Source organism: Dyella nitratireducens, from assembly GCF_014642835.1.
GTDB classification, from domain to species: domain Bacteria; phylum Pseudomonadota; class Gammaproteobacteria; order Xanthomonadales; family Rhodanobacteraceae; genus Dyella_B; species Dyella_B nitratireducens.
The window spans coordinates 321,423-345,929 of record NZ_BMJA01000001.1; the positions used below are offsets into that span (position 1 = coordinate 321,423).

General features: G+C 60.6%; 20 protein-coding genes and 1 tRNA gene. 7 read left to right on the top strand and 14 right to left on the bottom strand.

Going from position 1 to position 24,507, the window contains the following annotated elements; translation table 11 throughout:
- The first annotated feature begins 190 nt into the window (after positions 1 to 190).
- On the top strand, positions 191 to 1,291 hold the full coding sequence (gene metX / locus IEX75_RS01575; RefSeq protein WP_188792507.1) for a homoserine O-acetyltransferase MetX: 1,101 nt from the start codon (positions 191 to 193) through the stop codon (positions 1,289 to 1,291).
- Between the two features lie 158 nt (positions 1,292 to 1,449).
- The gene (locus tag IEX75_RS01580) at positions 1,450 to 1,863 is read left to right on the top strand and encodes a DUF3597 domain-containing protein (protein WP_188792508.1); all 414 of its coding nucleotides are present in this window, start codon (positions 1,450 to 1,452) and stop codon (positions 1,861 to 1,863) included.
- 62 nt (positions 1,864 to 1,925) lie between these two features.
- Here IEX75_RS01580 and IEX75_RS01585 read toward each other — a convergent pair whose 3' ends face one another.
- Entirely contained in the window at positions 1,926 to 2,261 is a 336-nt protein-coding gene (locus tag IEX75_RS01585) for a hypothetical protein (protein ID WP_188792509.1), read from the bottom strand.
- A gap of 113 nt (positions 2,262 to 2,374) precedes the next feature.
- On the opposite strand from IEX75_RS01585, the gene IEX75_RS01590 reads away from it, so the two are divergent.
- Positions 2,375 to 2,962, top strand: a complete 588-nt coding sequence (locus IEX75_RS01590) for a cysteine dioxygenase family protein (RefSeq protein WP_188792510.1) — start codon at positions 2,375 to 2,377, stop codon at positions 2,960 to 2,962.
- A 26-nt stretch (positions 2,963 to 2,988) separates the two neighbouring features.
- Positions 2,989 to 3,074, top strand: a tRNA-Leu gene (locus tag IEX75_RS01595).
- A gap of 56 nt (positions 3,075 to 3,130) precedes the next feature.
- Here IEX75_RS01595 and IEX75_RS01600 read toward each other — a convergent pair.
- From IEX75_RS01600 to IEX75_RS24050, 7 genes are all read right to left on the bottom strand, one after another.
- The gene (locus IEX75_RS01600) at positions 3,131 to 3,988 is read right to left on the bottom strand and encodes a LysR family transcriptional regulator (RefSeq protein ID WP_229720590.1); all 858 of its coding nucleotides are present in this window, start codon (positions 3,986 to 3,988) and stop codon (positions 3,131 to 3,133) included.
- A 384-nt stretch (positions 3,989 to 4,372) separates the two neighbouring features.
- Complete coding sequence (gene pgaD, locus IEX75_RS01605) at positions 4,373 to 4,816, bottom strand: poly-beta-1,6-N-acetyl-D-glucosamine biosynthesis protein PgaD (RefSeq protein WP_188792511.1); 444 nt, start codon at positions 4,814 to 4,816, stop codon at positions 4,373 to 4,375.
- Positions 4,813 to 6,063, bottom strand: a complete 1,251-nt coding sequence (gene pgaC / locus IEX75_RS01610) for a poly-beta-1,6-N-acetyl-D-glucosamine synthase (RefSeq protein WP_188792512.1) — start codon at positions 6,061 to 6,063, stop codon at positions 4,813 to 4,815. The genes pgaD and pgaC overlap by 4 nt, the downstream gene beginning before the upstream one ends.
- Before the next feature lie 2 nt (positions 6,064 to 6,065).
- Entirely contained in the window at positions 6,066 to 7,934 is a 1,869-nt protein-coding gene (pgaB, locus tag IEX75_RS01615; RefSeq protein ID WP_229720591.1) for a poly-beta-1,6-N-acetyl-D-glucosamine N-deacetylase PgaB, read from the bottom strand.
- Positions 7,935 to 7,936: 2 nt separating this feature from the next.
- Positions 7,937 to 10,012 (bottom strand): tetratricopeptide repeat protein, encoded by a 2,076-nt coding sequence (locus IEX75_RS01620; protein ID WP_188792514.1) that lies wholly within the window; start codon positions 10,010 to 10,012, stop codon positions 7,937 to 7,939.
- Between the two features lie 379 nt (positions 10,013 to 10,391).
- Complete coding sequence (locus IEX75_RS01625; protein WP_188792515.1) at positions 10,392 to 11,591, bottom strand: ROK family protein; 1,200 nt, start codon at positions 11,589 to 11,591, stop codon at positions 10,392 to 10,394.
- A gap of 198 nt (positions 11,592 to 11,789) precedes the next feature.
- Positions 11,790 to 12,167 carry a hypothetical protein gene (locus tag IEX75_RS24050; protein WP_229720592.1) on the bottom strand — a complete coding sequence of 126 codons (378 nt, stop codon included), beginning with the start codon at positions 12,165 to 12,167 and terminating at the stop codon, positions 11,790 to 11,792.
- Between the two features lie 140 nt (positions 12,168 to 12,307).
- Between IEX75_RS24050 and IEX75_RS01630 the strand changes: the two genes are divergently transcribed.
- Both IEX75_RS01630 and IEX75_RS01635 read left to right on the top strand, forming a co-directional pair.
- Positions 12,308 to 13,240: a glycoside hydrolase family 18 protein gene (locus IEX75_RS01630; protein ID WP_229720593.1), complete on the top strand. Its 933-nt coding sequence runs from the start codon at positions 12,308 to 12,310 to the stop codon at positions 13,238 to 13,240.
- Positions 13,241 to 13,345: 105 nt separating this feature from the next.
- Positions 13,346 to 15,286: a glycoside hydrolase family 9 protein gene (locus IEX75_RS01635; RefSeq protein ID WP_188792517.1), complete on the top strand. Its 1,941-nt coding sequence runs from the start codon at positions 13,346 to 13,348 to the stop codon at positions 15,284 to 15,286.
- Positions 15,287 to 15,400: 114 nt separating this feature from the next.
- Here the strand turns inward: IEX75_RS01635 and lspA are convergent, their stop codons facing one another.
- From lspA to murJ, 4 genes are all read right to left on the bottom strand, one after another.
- Positions 15,401 to 15,883: a signal peptidase II gene (lspA, locus tag IEX75_RS01640; RefSeq protein WP_188792518.1), complete on the bottom strand. Its 483-nt coding sequence runs from the start codon at positions 15,881 to 15,883 to the stop codon at positions 15,401 to 15,403.
- Between the two features lie 194 nt (positions 15,884 to 16,077).
- The gene (gene ileS / locus IEX75_RS01645) at positions 16,078 to 18,936 is read right to left on the bottom strand and encodes an isoleucine--tRNA ligase (RefSeq protein ID WP_188792519.1); all 2,859 of its coding nucleotides are present in this window, start codon (positions 18,934 to 18,936) and stop codon (positions 16,078 to 16,080) included.
- Between the two features lie 177 nt (positions 18,937 to 19,113).
- The gene (locus IEX75_RS01650) at positions 19,114 to 20,082 is read right to left on the bottom strand and encodes a bifunctional riboflavin kinase/FAD synthetase (RefSeq protein WP_188794282.1); all 969 of its coding nucleotides are present in this window, start codon (positions 20,080 to 20,082) and stop codon (positions 19,114 to 19,116) included.
- A 16-nt stretch (positions 20,083 to 20,098) separates the two neighbouring features.
- On the bottom strand, positions 20,099 to 21,691 hold the full coding sequence (gene murJ / locus IEX75_RS01655; RefSeq protein WP_188794283.1) for a murein biosynthesis integral membrane protein MurJ: 1,593 nt from the start codon (positions 21,689 to 21,691) through the stop codon (positions 20,099 to 20,101).
- A 263-nt stretch (positions 21,692 to 21,954) separates the two neighbouring features.
- On the opposite strand from murJ, the gene rpsT reads away from it, so the two are divergent.
- Positions 21,955 to 22,218, top strand: a complete 264-nt coding sequence (gene rpsT / locus IEX75_RS01660; RefSeq protein WP_188792520.1) for a 30S ribosomal protein S20 — start codon at positions 21,955 to 21,957, stop codon at positions 22,216 to 22,218.
- A 147-nt stretch (positions 22,219 to 22,365) separates the two neighbouring features.
- Here rpsT and IEX75_RS01665 read toward each other — a convergent pair whose 3' ends face one another.
- Positions 22,366 to 23,094 carry a copper homeostasis protein CutC gene (locus IEX75_RS01665; protein WP_188792521.1) on the bottom strand — a complete coding sequence of 243 codons (729 nt, stop codon included), beginning with the start codon at positions 23,092 to 23,094 and terminating at the stop codon, positions 22,366 to 22,368.
- Positions 23,094 to 24,146: a glycosylasparaginase gene (locus IEX75_RS01670; RefSeq protein WP_188792522.1), complete on the bottom strand. Its 1,053-nt coding sequence runs from the start codon at positions 24,144 to 24,146 to the stop codon at positions 23,094 to 23,096. The genes IEX75_RS01665 and IEX75_RS01670 overlap by 1 nt, the downstream gene beginning before the upstream one ends.
- Between the last annotated feature and the right edge of the window lie 361 nt (positions 24,147 to 24,507).

A 24,507-nucleotide genomic window follows, 5' to 3' on the forward strand; every position in this document is an offset into this window, starting at 1 on the left:
ACTCCCTCACTGTCATTCCGGCGCACGCCGGAATCCAGTAAAACATGTTGTGCGAAGCACACCGAACAAGGTTTAGTGTGCTTCGCACGGTTGATTGACACTGGATTCCGGCCTTCGCCGGAATGACAACTGGGCGAGACCAGCACTTATGTTCAATCGAGCGGAACCTACTACTACGCAAGGCCCCGCAATGAGCGACGCACGCCAATACTTCAACCTGCCCTCCCCATTCGCCATGAAACGCGGCGGCAGCTTGCACGGCGCACGCATCGCCTACGAAACCTGGGGCAGCTTGAACGCGGCACGCGACAACGCCGTGCTCATCCTCACCGGCCTTTCGCCCAGCGCGCACGCTGCGTCCAACGCACACGATCCCTCGCACGGCTGGTGGGAGGGTATGCTCGGCCCCGGCAAGGCGATCGATACCAACCGCTGGTTCGTGATCTGCGTGAATTCACTGGGCAGCGACAAGGGCTCCACCTGCCCCGCCTCCCTCGACCCAGCCACCGGTGAACCGTATCGCCTTAGCTTTCCCGATCTTTCACTGGAAGACGTGGCCAATGCCGCACATGGGCTGGTCAAAAGCCTGGGTATCGAACAACTCGCCTGCCTGATCGGTTGTTCGATGGGCGGCATGAGCGCACTGGGCTACATGGTGCTGCATCCCAATAGCGTGCGCACGCACATCAGCGTGGATACCGCACCGCAAGCGCAGCCATTCGCGATTGCCATCCGCTCATTGCAACGCGAAGCCATCCGGCTCGATGCGGATTGGAACGGCGGCCAGTACGACGACGAGCGCTATCCGGACATCGGCATGAGCATCGCGCGCAAGCTTGGTGTGATCACCTATCGCTCCGCGATGGAATGGAATGGCCGCTTTGCGCGCATTCGCCTCGATCCCGAGCAGCGCGAAGAACAACCCTTCGGCTTCGAATTCCAGGTGGAGTCCTACCTCGAAAGCCACGCACGACGCTTCGTGCGCACCTTCGACCCCAACAGCTATCTCTACCTCTCGCGCGCCAGCGACTGGTTCGATATTGCCGAGTACGGCAACGGCAGCGTGCTGGAAGGCTTGAAGCACATCCGCATCGAGCAAGCACTGGTGATTGGCGTCAGCACCGACATCCTGTTTCCGCTGGAACAGCAGGAACAGATCGCCGAAGGCCTGGAAGCCGCCGGCGCCAAGGTGGAATTCGTAGCCCTGGATTCGCCGCAGGGCCACGACGCCTTCCTGGTGGATATCGAGAACTACAGCCGCGCGATCGGCGGGTTTCTTGCGCGGTTGTAACGAATACGCCACGAAGCGAGAAGCTTGACGCTGCCGTTACGCCGCACGTGTTGATCTGTAGAGCCGGCCTGATGTCACTTCACTGTCAATGCAACGACATCAGGCGGGTGTCTGCTTAGTCCCTGCACTCCCTTCAACTGACAAAGAAGGATTTAGACATGGGTCTGTTCAACGCCATTCTCAGCAAGCTCGGCTTCGGTCACCACGACGACACTGCACAAACACCTGCAGCCGCAGCACCCACGGCAACCGTGCCAGCGGCGGACACTCCCACGGTGGTGACGACTGCACCGTCTGTCACCACCATGCCGGAAGTGGACGTGGTAGCCAAGCTGGATCAATGGGCTGCTGCCAATCCCCAAAAGCTCAATTGGAAAGTATCGATTGTCGACCTGCTTAAGCTGCTGGATCTCGACAGCAGTTTGGACGCACGTAAAAGCCTCGCCACAGAACTGGGTTGTCCACCGGACTTGATGAGCGACTCGGCGCAAATGAACATATGGCTGCACAAGATGGTGCTGAAAAAACTCGCCGAAAACGGCGGCAACATTCCCAAGGACCTGTTGCAATAATGCTTTTATGGGGCACAGCGGCCGTACGCCGCTCCCCCAACCTACAGCACCAGCTTTCGCACCTATGACAGCGCCTGGGCCGGCAGCTCCAGCGACCTGAACTCTGCAAACATCTTCTCCGCCTCAGGCAGCTCGCGCAGCGGCACATAGTCGCAGACGGCGGCAAAGCGCTCCCACAGATCCACGACACGCGCGCTTGCATGGGCATCCTCGATGGCGCCGTCCTTCCACTCGAACACCTCGACGATGATGCCGTCCAAGCCCCGCATCGCCTGTGCAGGCCGATCGGTAACCAGCCCTAGCGTACGCAGGCACGGCACATGCTCACGAACCAGGGCCTCCAGGTCCTCCGCGCACCCCGGCTTCGGACGGTACGCTACAATCACCATCACACCCATGTGACGCTCCCCCTCGGATTGGTTCGGGGCAAGGCTAGCAGAGAAGCTTCAAGCCGGCGTCAACACCCCGGCCTTCATGGGTGGCAAGCCTTTCAGATTTACTGAGACCTTCGATGCTCACCACAGAATTCCCCGGCTGTCGGAAACTCATTCAGGCGATCGACACGGCTGTCGCCAAAGGCTCCACGCCTGCCATCACCGACAGCCTGCGCAACAGCCTATGCAAGTTGATCCAAAGCCAGGAAATCATCCTGCCCGCCTGCGTGTTCGAGACCGCCGAAAACCGCTACGCGCGCCGCGAGCTCTATCACAGCGACGAGTACGGCTATTGCGTGGTGGCCATGACCTGGGCGCCCGGCCAGGGCACCCCGATCCACGACCATTGCGGCATGTGGTGCGTGGAAGGCGTCTGGAGCGGCGCACTGGAAGTGGTGCAATACGAACAACTGCCCGCCGGCGGCCATGAGGACCTGTACCGCTTCCAGCCGGTCGGCTCCATCCAGGCCGGCCCTGGCTCCGCCGGCAGCCTGATCCCGCCGCACGAATACCACACCATCCGCAATCCCAGCGACGACACCATTGCGGTCAGCCTGCACATCTACTCCGGCAACATGACCCACTGCGCCGTGTTCCAGCCCAAGGACGGCGGCCACTGCTACGAGCGCCAGGATCGTAAATTGAGTCTCGACCCGGTGAACTGAAACCGGCATAATAGGCGTTCGCACTTGCCGGTGTGGCGGAATGGTAGACGCGGCGGACTCAAAATCCGCTTCTGGCGACAGAGTGTAGGTTCAAGTCCTATCACCGGTACCAATCGATAAAAGGCCGCTTATGCGGCCTTTGTCTTTTTCAGGCGCTTCAACACTCAATCAAGCAGAAAGACTCTTGAATGCCTCCGCAAGCGTACGCATCGCATTGCGCGAGCGGCGGTCATTGAGCGCGGAGTACAGCACTACTTCCTGACTCGGCAGTGATGGCAATGACAAGGCCGGCCCGATATCGATGGTGCCGCTTGGTGCCGTACGCCGTGCCATCACGGCGATTGCCAATCCTGCCGCGGCGGCTGCACCAACCACCGCTGCGCCCTTGCCGATAAATACCTCCGTCCATGCAATGCCGGCTTCATCAAGCGCACGTACTGCCGCAGCGCGGATACCGCATGACTCACCTTGGGTCGATAGCGGCAGAGGCTGACCGGGGCGAAGCGCCCAGTTCGGCGCGCCGATCCAAACGAAGTTTTCGGTGAAGATGGTTTCGCCTTGATGGCGGCGGTTGTCCGCCTGCAACACCAGCGCCGCATCCAGCGTGCCTTCCTCATACGCCTGCATGACTTCGCGCGAGCCGGCCACGCGCATTTCGATCAGCAGTTTGGGATCATGCTCGTTCATGCGGCGCAGTAGCGCCGGCAGCTCGCTACCGACGATCAATTGGCTGATGCCGATCGTCAGCCGGCGCTGCTCCACCTGGAACGACGCCATGGCGCGTTCATGTGCCCCGACCAGAGAACGCGCCGCGTCGAGAAACACACTGCCTTCCGCCGACAAGCGCACTTGGCGTGGCGTACGCTCCAGCAAGCGGCGGCCAAGCTGCTCTTCCAGGCGCCGCAGCTTCAAGCTAACTGCGGATTGCGTGGTATCGAGCACTTCCGCCGCGCGCGTGAAGCTTTGCAGGTCGGCAATAAAGACGAAGGCTTTGACGGCATCGAGGTCGAGCGCTTTCACGGGCATCAGCGATCACTAGGGATGCTCTGATCTATTCCACGCACCCGGCATGACGTCCAGAAGGCCCGCAGGGTGTGCCGTGTGGCGCAGGGCAGACTGGCCGTCTGTTCAAGCCGCACGGTGCAGCCTGCGGGCCTTCTGGACGTCACCCCATCTTTTAAATTCAACCTGTTGGGGCCGCACGGTATGCGCCTCTCACGGTGTCCCGTCGTCTCGACAGACAGCCAGTCTGCCTTCACCGCCGGAACACCGTGAGAGGCGCATACCGTGCGGTGACGGGTACGTGGAATAGATCAGAGCATCCCTAGGGAATCGCCGGAATATACGCGGTTCCGATGCGATAGCCAGCCTGGACCTTTGCCCCCGTTTGGGCGCTAGACCGAGCCCGTTTCAGTCGCAACCGGTATCCACGAACATCTCGCCATGCTGTCCAAAGCGGATCACCGAACGCTGCCTCGCGCGCAGCTCCTTCGCGGTTTCCAGCGATGCCGACAACACAGGCGCCATTTCCGCGATATCCAGCGCACGGTTGCCGCGGCGGCGTTGCTTGCCTGCAAAACGAAAGCGATTGTATTGCGACCATGACCCCATCATCAGCACGCAGACCGCCGCGATGGTGATGACCATGCTCAGGTCGTTGGCCGCGTGCAGTGGATGCATCAGGCCCAACTGCTTGTACGCATCGCCCAGGCCGAACAGCCAGGCGAAGAAAGTAATCACCGGCAGCCACAGCGATATCCATAGCGTCCACGCCACGATAGTGACGACGGCGAACAGGCCACGCTGCAGCGGCTGCTGCCGATGTGGCCGGTTGATGATGAAGTCAGCTTTCATTGGATCCCCCTATCAGGACTGGTCCAGATCGCCAGCGTGCCTTTGCGCTTCAAGATGGCTTTGGGCAACGCCACGATGGACGTAGCGGTCGTCAACATCCAATAAACCAGCGGATACCAGATCATCCAGTAGTAATTGCGGCCGATGCGCGCTTCGTAGCGCCGATCGATCAGCAGGCTGATCATGAACTGCAGCATGCACACCATGCCCAGCACCACGCCGTTCCATTCCGGAAACAGCGCAGGCACGTGCAGCGCAGGCGGCATGTGAATCACCTGGCCAAGCAGCCACAGCACGACGATTGCCGCCATATCGAACGACCACGCCAGGCTGACGAGGTACTCGAACGCCACCAACCACATGCGGCGCTGGCGCCAACGCAGCAGTTTCAGGCCATAGCGCAGCAGTACTTCGGAACCACCTTGCGCCCAGCGCAGGCGCTGCTTCCATAAGCCGCGAAACGTTTCGGGCATCAATATCCAGCACAACGCATTGGGTTCGTAGCGGATTTCCCAATGCCGCATTTGCAGGCGCCAGCTCACGTCGATGTCTTCGGTCACCATGTCGGTGTTCCAGTAGCCGACATCGTGCAGTGCCGACTTGCGGAAAGCGGAGATCACACCGGAAACAGTGAAGATGCGCCCGTACACACGCTGGGCGCGCTTGATCAGCCCGATGATCGACGAGAACTCGCCCACCTGCAGCCGGCCCAGCAAGGTCGTGCGGTTGCGGATGCGCGGATTGCCAGTGACCGCGCCCACGCGCGGGCTTTCCAGCATGTGCATCACCAGCCAATGCGTGGCGTAGCTATCGAGCAAGGCATCGCCATCGATGCACACCAGGTAATCGCCCTTGGAAGCCAGCGCGGCGGCACGCAAACCCGTGGCTTTGCCGCGGTTGGTCGCCAGATGCAGCACGCGAAGCTCCGGAATTTCCTTCATCAATTGATCGAGCTGTGCGCCGGTGTCGTCGGTGGAACCGTCGTTTACCGCGATGATCTCGAAGTGAGGGTACGTCTGCTTCGCCAACTGCTCGATGGTTTCGCGTACGTGCGCGCCTTCGTTATGGCAAGGCACGATCAGCGATACCAGCGGGTACGACGGCAACGGCGGCGGCTTCACGCGCGACGGCTCCCTGCGTTCCCAACGGAAGAAATAGATCAGGCCGCCGCTCATCCAGATCAGCGACATCGCCAGCGGATAGAAGAAAGCGAAATTGAGCAGCGTTTGGAGCGCATGGGCATGCATGGTTATCGCTCCGGATAGGGGTAGTCAGCGATGGAAATCGCCGGGCGGACCGCTTCGAGCTGCGGATGGTTCTGAATGAAATCGTCCGGGTAGTAGCCGAGGTGACGCGCGCCCTCGATCTGCAGCAGGTGGAAACGCGCATCGATGTCTGCGTTGGAAATCGGTTGGCTGGTTCGCCAGTCGTGTGTAGCCAGCTCGAACAAGGCACCGTCCATCGCATGTGGGCCTGCGGCAGAAACACGTGCGGCCAGAGCGCGATACCAGCGTGCCGTATCGTCCTGTTTGTCCAGTTGCGGCATCGCCATGATGGCGGTGAGGTTGTAGCTGGCCAGGAATGCAGGAAGGCTCTGCGCGAACCATGCTTCTGACTTCGGATCGAAGATCGGCCGTGTGTAAATGTTGCGCACGGTTTTCGCTTCCGGCCGCCAACGCCGGACTCGTGAGGTGAGTTCCTGCGTGAAGTCGATCAGCGCAGCCGTGCGTTCGGCAGGCGATTGGTTCGACCACGGACCAAGATTATCCGTATCGCGGATATAGGCATCGTCGGAGAACAGCAGCCCAGCTTCGTCGGCGTGCATGGCGAGGTCTTCATACACATCGCCAATCATCTGCCGCACGCGCGGATCCCATGGCGCCAGGCGATAGTGATCACCACCCGGCCTGGGTTCACCACCCAGCGACGGCAGATTCGGCGCATCCGGAAAGCGGAAGGCGAGCACCGGCATCCAGGCATACACGCGTACTCCTGCGCGCGTGCGCAATTGCCAGGCAACGCGCGAGAACAGATCCGCGCGCATCGGCAGATGGCGATTCGGGAAATACACCGACTCCGCGACGCCATCGCCTTTCGGATCGGCATACGCCTGCAACCACACCTGAGTCGGATGCATGCGGCGGATGCGATCGAGCAGATGCGACAGATTGCGTTCCTGCTGTGCCGGATCCGGATCGTAGACGTAATCGAGATCGACCTGTACGGCGCGCACGGGATCGACACGAGTGTGATGGCGGATCAGCCATGCAAGACGATTGGCGCTGATGTTGCCGCTGATCAGCAGACGCGGCAGCGTGTGATCGTCCGGCGTCACCGGAATGGCATCGTCCAGGCTGAAGGACACGCTCATGCCTTCGCTGGCGGCTACCTGCGTGGCAATCTGGTTATAGGCGCCGTAGGGCCAGACGACCGCGCGCGGACGATGGCCGGTGGCCTGCTCGATTTCCTCGGCGCTATGCGCCAAGTCCTTGCGCACGCGAGCCGTGTAGGCCGCCACGCTTTCATAGCTTTTCGTGTGCGGGTCGTACTCGAGAGTCACCACCGCAGGCAGTTGGTTGCCTTGCGGGTTGGCAGTGATGCCTTCGTGCAGATCCCACGTATGCGAGGCAAATTCGACCAGACCGGAACGCTGTATCTCGCGCACCTGGTCCCAGGTCAAGAAGCAATCCCGCGAGCATGGCCCGCCGTTGTACGGCATCTTCTGGCCGGCCGGCATGTCCATCCACGAACCGACCAGCGCCGATACGGCTGGATAGTTGTAGGCACGCAACAACGGATACACGCGCGTGTAGAAACTCTCCAGGCCATCATCGAAAGTGAGCAGCACGGCATGCGGCGGCAGCGGCGCACCGCCCTGTTTCGCCTTGATCACTTGATCGAGGCTGACCACGTGATAGCCGTTGGCTTTCAACCAATCGAAATGCGCGATCAAGTGATCCGTGCTGGTGGCATCCGGATCGCGATCGCCCTGCAAGCCGACGTCGTCGCGCACGTCGTGATAGGTGAGCACGATCACGGATGAATCCGGCACGAACTCATTGGCATACGCCAGCGGTGCGATGATGAACAGAAGCAAGGTGAGCAGGACCAAGCGCATCGCTACTCTCCCCAATGCATGGATACGTCCAGCACGACACGCGATTCGTGCCGGCCGTCGTAGGGTTGCCAGTGCCAGCTCACACCCCAGCCGAAACGCAGGCCGGCATGTGGCTGGAAGAGTTGCCCGTAGCGCGCGCTAGCCATCCAGCCGGTCGCAAAATTGCGCTCCTGGTAGCGGCCGAAGTTGAAGTCGAAACGTTCATTCCAGACGCGGTCGTCGTACTGGTTGAGCACGTTTTGCAGTACGCCGGTCAGCGCGTAGGAACGATCCCATGCGGGATTGAAATACGGACGATTCGTTTCACTATTGGTGGAGCCGCCGATTTCCACGCCACCGTCGAAGGTCAGGTTGGGTCCGGTATGCAGGCGCTGTACGAAATCTCCCAACCAACCTTTGCGCAGGTTGCCATCGGTGAATGAATCGCGATACAGCGCCAGGCGCGCAGAGGTGAGTTCGCTCGCACGCCACTGCACGGCGGTGCTCAAGGTCTTGCCGGTAATGCCGTAGTACTGCGCACGCAACGGAACATCCTGACCGGCGCTGGCCCAATCGGTGGACCACGACCACTGATCGCTGATCGCCCAATTGAAACCCGCTTCAAAATCGGTGCGACGCACGTAGCGATCTGCCGCAGGCAACGCCTGCACGTAGAACGACAGATCGGTCATGAAACCCTGCAGGCCGAGGCCGCCGCGATCCCTCGCGACGTGGCCCTCGGGTAAAGCGGCGGACGAAGCGCGCGCTAACGCCAGCACGCGCCAGTGATCGTCGATCAATGGACTGGCCAGCGTGGCCTGCGTTTCCTGATCGCGATCGCCGTAGTCGGGGCTGTTGCCCCAGCCGTTGTCGTGCGTGAGATCGAATTGCCAGCCAAGCTGGCGATGCCATGCGTCGATCGCATCCTGCACGCGGCCACTACGACCGGCTTGCTGTTGTGCCTGGTCGAGCGCTTTCTGCGCATCGGCGTAGTCGTACACCGCGCTCCGTACAGCAACGTCGTCCAGCTCGGCGTTGGCGTCGTGTTCGTCTTCGAGTGTATCGGCGATCTTCAAGGTTTCCGCGGCGCGGCGCGGCCAGCCGCGCGCGAGTTCCGCCATGGCCAATTGGCGCCGCAGGTCGGCATTGCCGGGCGCTTCGGCGCACATGGCGGCCAGATGCGTATAGGCGTCGGCAAGCTGGCCCGCGTCTTGATGCAACTGAATAGCATTGGAGTCGGCATCGACCCTGCGCGAATTCTGCCTGGCGCCGCGAACGCCAGGTGTGTGCAGCCAGCGTGGTTCGTCGGCTGCCAGCGTGTCGATCATCGCGAGCGCTTTGCGTGTGCGTCCCGCATCGAGATACGCCGAAGCCAGGCCGATGCGTGGATCCATGTCGCCCGGCGGGTATGGGCCTGGATCGCGGCGAATGCTGTCTTGGTATAGCGCCACGGCCTCACGCGGCCGGTGTTCCTGCAGCATGGCATCGGCCACGGCGTTTTCCGCATAGGATGGCAGCTGCACGCCTTGTTGCTTCAGTTGGGCGTAGTCGGCCAATGCTTCCTTGGCGCGATCCCCCTGATCCAAGGCCACGAGTAAATCGAGTTGCGCACGCTGGCGAATATCCGCCGGCGCAGCGGAATCGTCCGCAATGCGCTGGATGTCGGCGGTGGCATTGTCGTCATCCGCATAGGGCTTGGTGGCATCAGCGGGAATGCCTTTGGCCCAACGCACCTCGTGCGAGGCGTAATCGGCCTGGAGCTTTTCGCGCTCGGCTGCGCTGAGCGGCGGCGAAAGCGTTGCTGCCAGTTCCCTGGCACGCGCGGCGCCACCCAGCTCCGACAGCAATTGGATGGCCAGCAGTTGCGCATGGCGGTCGTTGGGCCAACGGGCCAGTACATCCTGGCAATGCGCTAGCGCTTCCACGCGATGCCCGGCAGCGCGCTCGGAACGGGCCTGGGCCAGCAGGGCCTCGCGATCGGGCGTAGCTTGGGCGGTCACGGCTTCGCAAGCCGAACACAACGCAAGCGCAACGAGCACCGCCAGCGTCGCACGCCGCAACGTCGCTGCCCGCGTCGTGGATTCCTTTTCGTTTTGCACGCGCTTTCCCATCGCCAGTGCCGCTCTCGCGCCCAACGTGAAGAATCAAAAGTCCGGTGAAGCATTGAGTCCCCTGCTCCTTCGAACCCCCTTTGTTACAGGAGTAGTGCGGCAAGAATCAGGCCAGGGAAAAGGGAGAGCTTTTCAGGGGGCAGACGTTTCAGACGTGAAACAGTGCATGCCTGGAGACTGGTTTATGCAACGCGAAAAAGCGCCCGTAAATGGCTGTTTTGGCGGGCAAAAAGGTACTATTTCACAATGCATTCACAAACCAAAACACGCAGAAGATTGTGACGCTACTCACATGCCGCAATAGGGCAATCGACTGTTTATGTCACTTTCGTGCAAGGCGGCCGGTCATGGAACGCGGCCATCACGACTAGGCCTTCAGCAAGGCATGGTAATCAGGGCTGAGTTCTGCCAACACGACCAGCGCGGCAGCACCAAGGGCGACGCAATCATGTCCTGCCGTGCCTAACTGCAGACGAGCTAGCGTGCGTTCTTCCCGGACGCTGACTGAGGGGAATAAGGGATGCGCCTGCACGACCAGGCGTCCGAGGATGTCGTCGGAAAGCGTGCCGCCGACCAGCACGGTTTCCGGATCAAGCAGGGATTCGAGCATGCCGACGGCGTGACGCAGCGCAGGAGCCGCTTCGGCCAGCCAGCGGTCGACACCCGCGGCATGCTGGCGCTCGGATAGATCAAGGTCGCTCAGATTGCGATCGGCCCCTGTGCCCAAATGCTCCAGCAAGGACGCACCTGACACATAACGTTCCAGGCAGCCCTGTTTACCGCAATAACAGGGCTTGCCGTTGGGTGTAAACACGACGTGGCCGATTTCGCCGGCGTTGCGCCAATGCCCCGAATAGAGCCGGTTGTCCAGGTAAAGGCCCGAGCCAAGGCCATGGCCCACGAACAGATAGCCAAAATCCTTCAGGCCTCCGGCCACACCGTAGAGGCGTTCGCCCATCGCGGCGGCGGTGGCGTCGTTCTCCACCAACACCGGCAGCCCGCTCATGTCGCGCAGGGCGGCGAGGCTTTGCGGATCATCCCATCCGGGCATGCTGGTCGGGCCAACCGCACTCATCCCCTGCACGCCAAACGGACCCGGCAGCGCAATGCCGATGCCAAGCAGACGCTCTGTCGACACTTTGCGCCGAAAACCATCAACGCCTTTCATCAGCAACGGCAGCGCTTCGGCAAACGTGGGATAGCTCACGGCGAACACCCGCCGGCCGCGCGTTGTGCCCTTCAAGTCCAGCAAGACCGCGACGACCTGGTGTTGCTCGACATGGAAGCCGATGGAGTAGCCGCCATCCGGATTGATCGATAGCGGAATGGGCGGTTGGCCACGAGCGGTCTTTTCCGGTGCGTGAGCGAACAACTTCGCCTCGTGCAGCAACTCGGCAACGATGTTGGAGATGGTCTGCGCGGTCAGTGAGGTGATGCGCGTCAAGTCAGCGCGGGTCAAGCGGCCGGCTTGCCGGATGGCCTCCAGGACCACGCGCCGATTGTGCAGCCGTGCGTGTTCGAGATTGGTACCGGTGGTGGGCTTGTTGGGCTTGGAAGGCGTGTGCATCGCTAGGGATGTTGTCCTGCTGGGATGAACGTTACTTCCATCACCGTCGCCCCGGGGAACGCCGGAGCCCAGTGCCTTTGAGAAGCCGAAGGTCGCGAGGGCTCGCTGTCCGCCGGGACGACGAGTCGTGAGCACCGCGACTTCCTTGGCGACGCCGGCATCTTCACGCCAAGGATGGCACCTCGACAATTAATTTCTTCAACTTGAATTAATATAAAAGATGTGCTCTGCTTGGGGCGCGGGCTTGCTTTCGCAGGAATGACGGCCGTGAGGGAGCACGTACTTCCATAACCACTGCGTCCCTACGCGAGTATCGACATGAGTCATGCGAGTACGCACCACCCTCTTTTGCGCACTTTTCTCCTTTTCGTGCCTGACCCATGCCGTCGGCAGCGGGCCGCCGCCAATCTCTCTGCCCTCAAAAGTGGACCTGAGGTACGTGCAAAGCGTCGCCGTGAGCGAGCGCATGCTCGACAAAATCACCAGCGCTGAAATTTCCGCAAAACCAAAAACGATAAAGGGAGCTTTGTAGATCCAAACAAAACGTGGCCGGACAACCATGACCACGCATGACATGCGCCAGATCGATGCCAGGGTGATCGGCGTACCGCCTTTATGGGACGGGGATACGTAGCAAGGCAACACGTTTCCACGGCATTCGCCGGTGTTACTCGCAATGCGTCATTTCTATCAACCCACTACGAAGGATGTCAGCGATGTCCAGATCAAACTGCTCCATGGCTTTCACACGGCGTGTTCGCTTCATGTCTTTCGCGAGCCTGCTCTTGGCCGCACCAAGTTATGCGGTCAATTTTCCTTCGCACTATGCCGCGCCCTATCTGCAAATCGACAGCAGCGATACGGGTGACATGAAAGCGGATATGCATGCAACGGGCGATAAGTTCTATACATTGGCATTTCTCACCGCTTCATCGGGCTGCCAACTTCAATGGGAAGCGGGCTCCGATTCACCCAATACCTTTGTTTCAGCTGTAAAAACGCTGCAATCGGCCGGGGGCAACGTGATCCTTTCTTTCGGTGGAGAAGGAAGCACGGAACTCGCTCAATCCTGCACATCGGTCAGCAAGCTCACCACGGCCTATAACCATGTGATCAGTGCCTATGGCGTGACCAGGCTCGATTTCGACATTGAAGGTGACGCTGTCGACGACACCGCCGCCAACACCCGGCGCAACAAGGCGTTGGCTGCTTTGCAAGCCAAAAATTCATCGCTCAAGATCGATTACACCCTTCCGGTAAACCCGGACGGTCTTCCCGGTGACGAGCTTGATATCTTGAAAAATGCCATCGACAACGGCGTCAAGGTCAACCTGGTCAACATCATGACCATGGATTTCGGTGATGGTCAAAACCCGCTCAAGGATGCGGAATCCGCGGCTAAAGCGACGGCCGCGCAATTGGCCAGCCTCTATGGCATCTCCACCTCGGCGGCTTACGCCAAACTCGGGCTCACGCCGATCGCCGGGCAAAATGATGACAACGAATTCTTCTCGTTGTCGGACGCTCAGTCGCTGGAAAACTTCGCAGCATCCCATGGCGTGCAAGAGCTGGCCTTCTGGGAAGTAGATGGTTACGACAAAGGAGATGGCTACGCCTACTCCAGTGTTTTCAACCAGATCACCCAGTAGCGGACGCCTCGCCCAACGCGAACGGATAACGGCCGCGCTGCGGCAAGCGTAGCGCCACCTATTCCAGAGGCGTCATTACGCCATCAAGAATGAGGAGAATTCATCATGTTTTTCGATGCGCGCAAAAACCACCAGCGGCTGATACGCCGCGCCGTAAGCGCGGCACTGGCAAGTGTGCTGATCCCCTTGGCCGCCAACCCGGCGCAAGCGGCGTCGTATATCCGAGTCAATCTGATCGGTTATCAATCGACGCTTAGCGCCGAAGCCTATCTGATGACCACATCGTCCATAAGTGGCGAAACCTTCGCGATAAAGAATGCCAGCGGCAGCACCGTTGCTACCGGGAACGTTAGCGCGACCTCCGGGAAGTGGGGCAGCTACAACGTCTATCCCATCAGCTTCACTCTTTCTACGCCCGGCTCGTACCATATTTCCGTGAGCGGAACCGTTTCTGCCAATTCGCCGCCATTCAGCGTCAACACTACCAGCAATCTCTACTCGCAAGGCGTGGCGAATGCGTTGTCGTTTTATCAAAACGAACGTGACGGTGCGAATTACATCTCTTCGGCTTTACGCACGGCCCCTGGGCATTTGAACGACGCCAATGCGACGGTCTACAAAACACCGGCCTTCGACAGCAATGACAACATCACCAGCAGCTTGAGCGCCACCGGCGCGACGATCGATGCGTCAGGCGGCTGGTGGGACGCCGGTGACTATCTGAAGTTTGTGCAAACCCATAGTTACGTCGTCGCCCTGATGCTGGTGGGGATTCGCGACTTCCCCGCGCAAATGGGTGCGAGTTCCAACTCCGATTTCACCAATGAGGCGAAATTCGGCCTGGATTGGCTGCAAAAAATGTGGGACGACAATTCCGAGACGCTGTACTACCAGGTAGGCATCGGCACGGATTTCACCAACGCCAATTACCAGAGTGACCACGACATCTGGCGACTTCCGCAAGCCGATGATACGTATGGCGGATCGGATTCCACCTATCAGTACATTCGCCATCGGCCGGTTTTTGTTGCAGGGAGTGCGGGATCAAAGATCAGCCCCAATCTGGCAGGTCGCCTGGCCGCCGATTTTGCGCTTTGCTACTACGTTTTCAAAAACACGGATACGTCGTATGCAAATCAATGCTTGAGATCGGCCGAGCATATTTTCGATCTCGCCAATACGTCGCCAGGAACCTTGCTTACTGTCGCCCCCAACGATTTCTATCCCGAAACCGAATGGCGTGACGATATGGAACTCGGTGCAACGGAACTCTATTTTGCACTTCAGAGCGGCGGGCTCCCATCGGGGCTACCCCACACGGACCCGAGTTACTACCTGCAGCAAGCTGCCACTTGGGCGCACAACTACATCACCGGGCCGAACGACGGTTCGGACACCCTGAATCTCTACGACGTCAGCGGATTGGCGCATTTTGATCTGTACCGCGCGATAACGCTGGCGGGCAACCCGAGTGGATTGGCCGTGACGCAATCCGATCTGCTAAGCGACATCGCCAATCAGATCCAGACGTCGGTGTCGCAGTCGAAAGATCCATTTGGTACACCATGGGCCTGGGGCAGCAGTGACACGGTTTCGCACGAGGCCGGCCTTTCCATCATGGCACGCGAATATTATTCGCTCACCAAGACGGGCAGTTATGCGACCGATGCCCGTCGCTGGATGGCCAACGTGCTTGGTGCCAACCCATGGGGATTGTCGTTCATCGTCGGGGATGGCTCGCTGTTCCCCTATTGCATGCAGCACCAGGTAGCGAACATCGTCGGCAGCACGAACGGCATGTCGCCGATACTTAGTGGCGCCGTCGTGGAAGGGCCGACGAATGCCGCATCTTCCGGTTCACTGGATGGCATGGTTACCTGCCCTCCCAATGGCGAAGATTCGTACAAGGCATTCAACGGTAGTGGTGCCGTATACAAGGACAATGTGCAGTCCTATTCGACCGATGAACCCGCTATCGATCTCACCGCAACATCGTTCCTGATGTTTTCATGGCAAATAGCAGGTGCGCCCGCCACGACGCCTTGATTAAGAACCGGCGCGGTGTTCGCAGTCGTGATTATTCTCCCCTGCGACCCGCGCCGGATTTTCCTCACCGCTTGGACGTGATCAGCATGACGATATTGGGGTTTGCACCCCAACCTACTTGGCAGACCGCAAACCAAACAGGATCAGCAACACGGCACCGACCGAGATGCCGCAATCAGCGACGTTGAAAGTCGGGTAGTACCAATCGTGGTAGTACACCTGGATGAAGTCGGTGACCTGCGAGGCGTGCAGGCGGTCGACCAGATTACCCAACGCTCCGCCGATCACCAGCGACAATGGCAAGGCAGTACGCCATTCGCGGCGCGCCGTACGCGTTAGCCACACCAGCAGCGCGGCGGTAATCGCCACTGCCAGTACCACGAAAAACCAACGCTGCCAGCCGCTGCTCTGCGCGAGAAAGCTGAAGGCGGCCCCGGTGTTGAAAGCCAGCGTCCAGTTGAGGAAGCCGGGGATGACTGGATGCGGCATGCCCTCCGGCTGCAGTGACGTCAAAGCCCACCACTTGGTGAGCTGGTCGAGGACGATGGTTAGGGCGGAAACCAGCAGCCAGGGAAGTGCGTTGGGTTTGGGGTGCATGGGTGTTCTCTAAAAGACTTCCGGAGGCAAAGCTGATCTTCTACACACTACCTCGAAGCGCCATTTTTACCTTGCCGTCATTCCCGCGAAAGCGGGAATCCATTGCCGCCTTTCGCCGAGGAGCAAAATGGATTCCCGCTTTCGCGGGAATGACGGCGCGGAGAAACAACGCCGTAAGGAGCAGTGGACGGCAATCAGAACCAGCGACGATCTTCGCCCGGCCCGTCCACATTGCTCACGCAGCGCCCGCAAAGTTCCGGGTGCTCCGCATGGCTGCCCACATCCTCGCGACGATGCCAGCAGCGAACACACTTCGCCGCATCGCTCACGCTGGCGGACACATACACCTCACCACCACCTTCGAGCTGCAACACCGTCGCATCCGCCGGATGCGGCTGCAGCGGCGCAAAACTCAGCTCGGAGGTGATGAAGAAGAAGCGCAGTTCGTCCACCGTCGCCGCATAGCGCTCCGTCGTCGCAGGATCCGCATGCAGCACCAGCTTCGCCTCCAGTGCGGCACCGATCTTTTCGGCCTTGCGCATGTCCTCCAGCACGCGTGACACCGTGTCACGCATCGCCAGCAAGTCGGCCCAGTAACGGCGCTGCTCCGGCGAGCCCTGCGTATTCGCCAATCCGCCGTACCAGGTTTCGAACAGTACGCTCTCGCCGCGTTCACCCGGCATGAGCTGCCAGATTTCTTCCGCGGTGAAGCTCAAGATGGGCGCCAACCAGCGCACCAGCGCTTCCAGGATGCGATACATCGCGCTCTGTGCACTGCGCCGGCCGAGGCTTTCCGTCGGCATCGTGTAGAGACGGTCCTTGGTGATGTCGAGGTACAACGCACCCATCTCGTTGGTGCAGAAGTTCTGCACACGCTGCACGATTTCGGGGAAGTCGTAGCGCTCGTACGCAGCCAGCACGGCTTGCTGCAGCTCATAGGCTTGCGCCACCGCCCATTGATCGAGCAGCAGGCTCTGCTCCACCGGCACAAGATGCTTGCCCGGATCGAAGCCATCGAGATTACCGAGCAGAAAGCGCGCGGTGTTGCGGATGCGGCGATACATATCCGACACGCGCTTCAGGATTTCCTCCGACAAGGACATCTCGTAGCGGTAATCGGTCGACGCCACCCACAAGCGCAGGATGTCCGCGCCAAGGCGATTCATGATGTCCTGCGGCTCGATGCCGTTGCCCAATGACTTGGACATCTTGCGGCCCTGCGCATCGACGGTGAAGCCGTGCGTCAGCAACTGCTTGTATGGCGGCTTGCCGTCGAGCATGGATGCGGTGAGCAGCGAGGAATGGAACCAGCCGCGATGTTGGTCCGAACCTTCCAAGTAAAGATCGGCCGGGAAATGCTGCACGTCGGCATGCGAGCCGCGCAGCACGTGCCAGTGCGTGGTGCCGGAATCGAACCACACATCCAGCGTGTCGCGGTTCTTCTCGTAGTGCTCGGCATCCGCACCCAGCAGTTCCGCGGGATCGAGGCTTTGCCACGCTTCGATGCCATGCTGCTCGACACGTTTGGCCACTTCCTCCAGCAACTCCGGCGTACGCGGATGCAGTTCGCCGCTTTCGCGATGAACGAAGAACGCCATCGGCACACCCCACTGTCGCTGGCGCGACAGCGTCCAGTCGGGACGATCGGCAATCATGTTATGCAGGCGCTGCTTGCCCCACGCCGGGAAGAACTGCGTGACCTCCACGCCTTCCAGCGCCGTCTCGCGCAGCGTCTTGCCACCGTCCTTCGGCGTGATGTCCATGCCGGCGAACCACTGCGAGGTGGCGCGATAGATGATGGGCGTCTTGTGGCGCCAGCAATGCATGTAGCTGTGCGCGTATTTGTTCTGGTGCAGCAGCGAACCGGCCTGGTCCAGCACTTCGACGATCTTGGGATTGGCCTTCCATAGGAACATGCCGCCGAACAGCGGCAGCCAGGAGGCATAGACGCCATTGCCCATCACCGGATTGAGGATATCGGCGTCCTTCATGCCGTAGGCCTTGCACGACTGGAAGTCTTCCACGCCGTACGCGGGTGCGGAGTGCACGATGCCGGTACCGGTATCCAGCGTGACGTAGTCACCGAAATAAACCGGCGAAAGACGCGCATAACCAGGATCCACCGCATACAGCGGATGCCGGAATTTCAGATCACCCAACTCATGGCCTTCCACGGAGGCGACGATATGGCCGTCCACGCCGTACGTCTTCAAGCACTCTTCGACGCGATCGGTGGCGAGTATCAGCAAGCCTTTCGGCGTGTCGACCAGGCTGTAGCTGAATTCCGGATGCAGGTTGAGCGCCTGGTTGGCGGGAATCGTCCACGGCGTGGTGGTCCAGATCACGAGTTGGCCGTTGGGCTTGGGCAATTTCTCCAAGCCGAATGCCTTGGCCACCGCAGCAGGATCGTCGAACGCAAAACCGACGTCGATGGCGATGTCGGTCTTGTCTTCGTATTCCACTTCCGCTTCGGCCAGCGCGGAGCCGCAGTCGAAGCACCAGTTGACGGGCTTCAGGCCGCGATAGATGTAGCCCTTGCGCAGCAGCTCGGCCAGCGCGCGGATTTCGCCCGCTTCGTTCTGCGGCGCCATGGTGAGGTAGGGACGATCCCATTCACCCAGCACACCCAGACGCTTGAAATCGCCCTTCTGCTTCTGGATCTGCTCGTTGGCATAAGCACGCGCCTTGCTCATCACCTCGCCGGTGGGGAGGTTTTTGCCGAACTGCTTTTCGATCTGGATTTCGATCGGCATGCCATGGCAATCCCAACCCGGCACATACGGTGCGTGATAGCCGGCCAGCAGCTTGGACTTCACCACCACGTCCTTGAGGATCTTGTTGATCGCGTGGCCCAGATGGATGGCGCCGTTCGCGTACGGCGGGCCATCGTGCAGCACGAACATGGGACGTCCGGCCGTCTTGGCCTGGATCTGCGCGTAGCGGTTTACCTTTTCCCATTCGGCCAGCCAGCCCGGTTCGCGCTTGGGCAGGTCGCCGCGCATCGGGAAGGTGGTTTGCGGCAGGTTGATGGTGCTCTTGTAGTCCTGGGTCATCGCTCGGGTGCCGTGGTTACGGTGATTCCGCTTCGATGCCCGGAGGGAACCGAAGCCTCGTGCTATCTGCCCGCCGCGCGCGGCGGCAAGCGCACGCGCTTCGGCGGGTGCGTCAAATAATAATGATCGTCGCGGCGGGTGCCGTGGACGGAGTGTGCAAGCTGGACATGGTGCCTTTCATGATGCGGCCTGGTTCGCGTCGATCAATGCCGGGTTCATCCCAAGGATCTCCCGGGCGGAACGCGCATCATGCCGCATTTGTTCCTTCAATGCGTCGAGTCCGTCGAATTTCATCTCGTCGCGCAGCTTGGCCACCAGCTCTACCGCCATGCGCTGGCCGTAAAGATCGCCCTCGAAATCGAACAGGTGCACTTCCAGCAGGGGCTCCGCCACTTCGTTGACGGTGGGCCGCGTACCCAGGCTGGCTACGGCCGGCCAGCTGCATTCGCCCTCACCCAGCCCCACGCGTACGGCAAAGATGCCGTGCACCGGGGTCACGCGGTCGCGCAGATGAATGTTGGCAGTGGGAAAGCCCAACTCACGGCCGAGCCGGTTGCCGTATTCGACCTTGCCCTCGATCACGAAGGGCCGGCCCAGCAGCGGCGTTGCGGCGCCGAAATTGCCGGCTGCCAGCAATGCTCGCACCCGGCTGGCAGAAACGCGCTCGCCGTCCAGCAGCACAGCGGGCATGGTGTGCGCGACAAAACCGCGTTCCTTGCCGATGCGTTCCAGCATGGCTACATCGCCGGCGCGCTTGTGGCCGAAACGGAAATCCCCGCCAACCCAGACCTCCCGCACCTTGAGGCGGTCGATCAGCACGCGCTGCACGAAGTCCTCCGCGGACATGGCCGTCAACGCCTGGTTGAAGCGCAGCAGCAGCGTGTGTTCCATGCCGGCCGCAGCGAAGCCCAGCAGCTTTTCACGTACGCTCGACAGGCGTGGCACCGGCTCCTTGGAGAAATAAGCGCGTGGCAGCGGTTCGAAGCTCACTACGATCGGCGTGCAGCCGAGTGCCTGCGCACGTTGGCGCACTTCGCTGAGCAAGGCTTGATGGCCGCGGTGCAGGCCATCAAAAGCGCCGACCGCAACCACACTGCCGCCGGGGGCCAGGCACGGCCCCGCGACATCCCGGGACAGTTTCATCATCCGGCGATTATAGCGTTCAGTCATGTTGCAAATCGCGCAGACGAAAACCGGTAGCAAACAACACCATGACATAGGTCGCACCGCCCGCACTGACCAGCAGGGCCAGGCGCCAGACGCGTCCGGCCACCGAAAGCTGCGTCCAATCCGGCCAGTACCAGCGCCCCAGCAACAAGAGCGCGACCATCGCCGTGCAAGCCAGCGTCAGCCGCGTAAGGTGACGCCCCCATCCCGGCTGCAGCTGATAGATATCCGCCCGCCGCAGCCAACGCCACAACAGTGCCAGGTTGACGTAGCTCGCTATCGCACTGGCCATGCCCAATGCCAGATGCAGTCCTGGCACTTTCGACAAACCATCCAGCAATGAACCGGCCTTCAATGCCACAGGCGCCCAAAGCGTGTAGAGCGTCAGCAGAAACACACCATTGAGCAGCATGTTGGAAAGCAGCGATGTGACACCGGCGCGCACTGGCGTGCGCGTGTCCTTGCGCGCATAGAACGCGGGCAGCAGCACTTTCACCAGTGCGTAGGCCGGCACACCAAAACTCAGCGCAGTCACCGATAGCGTGGTCATGCGCGTATCGAACGGTCGAAACTGGCCATTCTGAAACAGCGTGGCAACCAATGGCTGGGCCAACAGCATCAGCCCAAACATGGCCGGCACGGCAATCAGCAGCGTGGTGCGCAAGCCCCAATCCAATGCCTTGGAAAAGCCTTCGTGATCCGTAGCGACGTGATGGCGCGACAGCGATGGCAGTATCACCGTGCCTAGTGCCACACCGAACACGCCCAGCGGCAGCTCAAGAAAACGATCGGCTTGCGACAGCCAGGTTTGCGAACCGGAAATCAGCAGCGAAGCGATCACCGTGTCGAACAGCAAATTGATCTGCGATACCGAGGAACCGAACAGCGTCGGCACCATCTGCCGCATGATCCGCTGCACCTGCGGATGGCTCCAACCCCAGCGCGGCAAAGCCAGCAGATCGAGCTTGCGCAACGCAGGAAGTTGAAACAGCACCTGGAAAACGCCTGCGACGAGCACCGCCCAACCCATCGCCAGGATCGGCGTCTGCAGACGCTTCGACAGCCACCATGCACCGGCGATCATGCATAGGTTGAGAATCACCGGCGTAAGCGCCGGCAAACCGAAGCGATGGAAGCTGTTGAGCGCGCCACCCGCCAACGCCGTCAGCGAGACGAACAGCAGAAACGGAAAGGTGAGCCGCAGCAGTTCGACAGTGAGCGTGAACTTGTGCGGCTCATCCACCGCCCCCGGCGTGAATACAGTCGCCACCTGCGGCGCGAACAGCACGCACAGCGCGGCGACCACCAGCAGCACGCCGCCCAGCGTTCCAGCCACGCGCGACATCAGCTCCTTCAACTCGGCGTGCGTGCCCTTTTCCTTCACCTCGGTGAAGACCGGCACGAAGGCGGTTGAGAATGCACCTTCCGCGAACATGCGGCGCATGAAATTGGGAATACGGAACGCTACCCAGAACGCATCGGTGGCGACATTGGCACCGAACACGTGGCTGATCGAGATATCCCTGAGCAGCCCGAGCACGCGCGAAACCATGGTCATGCTGCTGAAAGAGAGCAGCCCGCGTAACATGCTGGGGGATTTCATGCGGAGGCAGGGTCCTGGGCTCTTCCCCCTCTCCCCTTTGGGGAAGAGGGTTGGGGGTGGGGGGCGAATCTTGCCAGGATGTTATCTGTGCTCCTTATGAAAGCACGAGAGGTCACGGCAAGATTGCCCGCCCGCTCCGCAGAGGGAGAGGGAACAAAGAGCGCCGCGCTTAACCACTTGACCCATCGGCAAAATGACGCCATAATTGCCGCCTTTTTCCAGCCCAGTATTCATTCCGGAGTTCTACCTTGGCCAACATCAAGTCCGCGAAGAAGCGCGCGCGCCAGTCCGAGCAGCATCGCCTGCGCAACGTCAGCGCCCGTTCCATGGTTCGTAGTGCCCTGCGCAAGGTCGTCAAGGCGATCGAGGCGAAGGATAAGGCTGCCGCCGTGGAAGCGTTTGCGGCTGCCCAGCCGGTGATGGATCGTTACGCCGCTCGCGGCCTGATCCACAAGAACAAGGCCGCTCGCCACAAGAGCCGCCTGAACGCCAAGATTCGCGAGCTGGCCTAAGGCCTGGCGAGCATCGGGTTGGTACAGAAAAAGCCGGCGGAAACGCCGGCTTTTTTCATTGCCGGGATATCCGCTTCTCGTAGGTTGGGGTGCAAACCCCAACATGGCGGGATGACAGGCATGGCGATGTTGGGTTTGCACCCCAACCTACCCGGCAAGCTGCGCCTTCATCGCCCGCACTTCCTCCACACTGCTCTGCTCGATATCCGGCGCAAGATCCTTCAAGGCCAGATTGAGATACCGCATCGAGGACTTCACCACCGCACGCGCCGAGCCATGAAATTCATGCGCGCCGGTCAGTCGGACCACCTCGGCCAAGTTGCCCGAGCGAATGCCCGCCCCGGCCATCACTTTGATCCGCTCACCGGCCTGCCTCACCAGACCCGCAATCACCTGCGCACCGGCCAAGGCATTCGCGCATCCACCCGACGTAAGCACACGCTCGCAGCCCAACCCCATGATGTCATCCAGCGCGCGATTCAAATCTGCGCTGGCATCGATCGCACGATGGAACGTCACGCCCAGCTTGCCAGCTGCGTTCATCAATTCGCGGCAACGCGGATCAACGTACCCCTCCGCATTCAGCGCGCCGATCACCACGCCGTTAAAACCCAAGCTGGCACACGTTTCGATGTCACGCTGCATGATGTCGAAATCAACATCGTCATAAAGAAAATCACCGCCGCGTGGCCTCACCAGCACATACACCGGAATACGGACACGTTCGCGCACAACAGCCAGCATGCCGTATGACGGCGTGATACCACCCTCGGCCAGGCTGCTGCAAAGTTCGACGCGATCGGCGCCACCTTCTTGCGCGGCGAGAGCGGAAGCCAGCGAACCGGCGGCGATTTCAAGCAAGGGTTGTCGAGACATCAGGTGTAAGTCGTCTGGTAGAGGCTGGGCGATGCAAGCAGGCGATCTTGCTGCTGTTTATCGCATACGGCGTAAGTGAAGCCTTTCTGGATGGCATAGGCGCCACACTCGCCATCACGCCGCAAGGCAAGGAAGCCAACCTGCATTTCCTTCGTGGCCTCCGGGCGCTTCTTCACGATACGGCGCACGGCCTCCTCGCACGCTTCCTGCGGACTGCGGCCTTGGCGCATCAACTCCACCACCAGGAAGCTGCCCGCGTTGCGGATCACTTCCTCGCCGACACCGGTCGACGTTGCAGCACCCACTTCGTTGTCGACGTACAAGCCCGCACCGATGATCGGGCTGTCACCCACACGGCCGCGCATCTTCCACGCCATGCCGCTGGTGGTGCAGGCACCGGCGAGATGGCCGTTGGCATCTACCGCTAGCATGCCAATGGTGTCGTGATTGTTCTTGCCGCCCGGCATACCGAGATTCTGCAAGCTACGGTGGTAATCGATATTCTCGCTGTTGGCCACCGGCGTGTACTTGGCTTGTTTAAGCCATTCGTGCCAAGCCTTTTCGGATTCGGGCGTGAGCAGATTTTCTTTCTTGAAGCCTTGTTGCAAGGCAAATTCCAGCGCGCCATCCGCAACCAGCAGCACATGCGGCGTGTTCTCCATCACCTTGCGTGCCACGTTGATCGGATGGCCGATATGTTCCAGCGCCGCCACCGCGCCACAGCTGCCGTCGCCGTCCATGATGCTGGCATCCAGCGTGACGTGGCCATCCCGATCAGGATAGCCCGCACGGCCCACGCTGTGATTGTGCAGATCCGATTCGGGCACCATCACACCCTTCTCCACCGCATCCAGCGGCTTGCCGCCTTTCCCCAACACAGCCCACGCAGCGAGGTTGGCAGGTACGCCGAAATCCCAGGTGGAGACGACACGTGCGCCGACGTTGCCGGGGACGGCGCCAGCCACGGTGGCAGAGGCGCGGGAGAGGCGTGGCAGCGCTAATGCCGACGTGGCCAGCAGGCTGGTTTTGAGGAAATTGCGGCGATCGGTCATGAGCATCTCCAGCGGGAGGACAGCGCATCATGAAGGATTGATGGCCTGCTTGCATGCTTCACAGGTCATGTTTTTTTGCCGCAGATCATGTCTTCCCTCGTTGTCATTCCGGCGAAGGCCCACTGCTGTCCGGGGAAAATTCGCCGCGCTCTAGATAGGCATCCGCCACGCAATCGAAGCCCCTATTTTTGCCAGCAAATTCAACGCTAGCGATTCGTCGCCCCGGCGAACGCCGGGGTCCAGTGTCTTTGACGATCTGCAAGTCGCTGGGTGATTCGCTTCGCTCACCCCTTCGGGGCCGTCCATTCGGACGTTCTCCGCGCTTCGCGCTACGTCCGGCTTTCGCCGGGACGACGAGTCT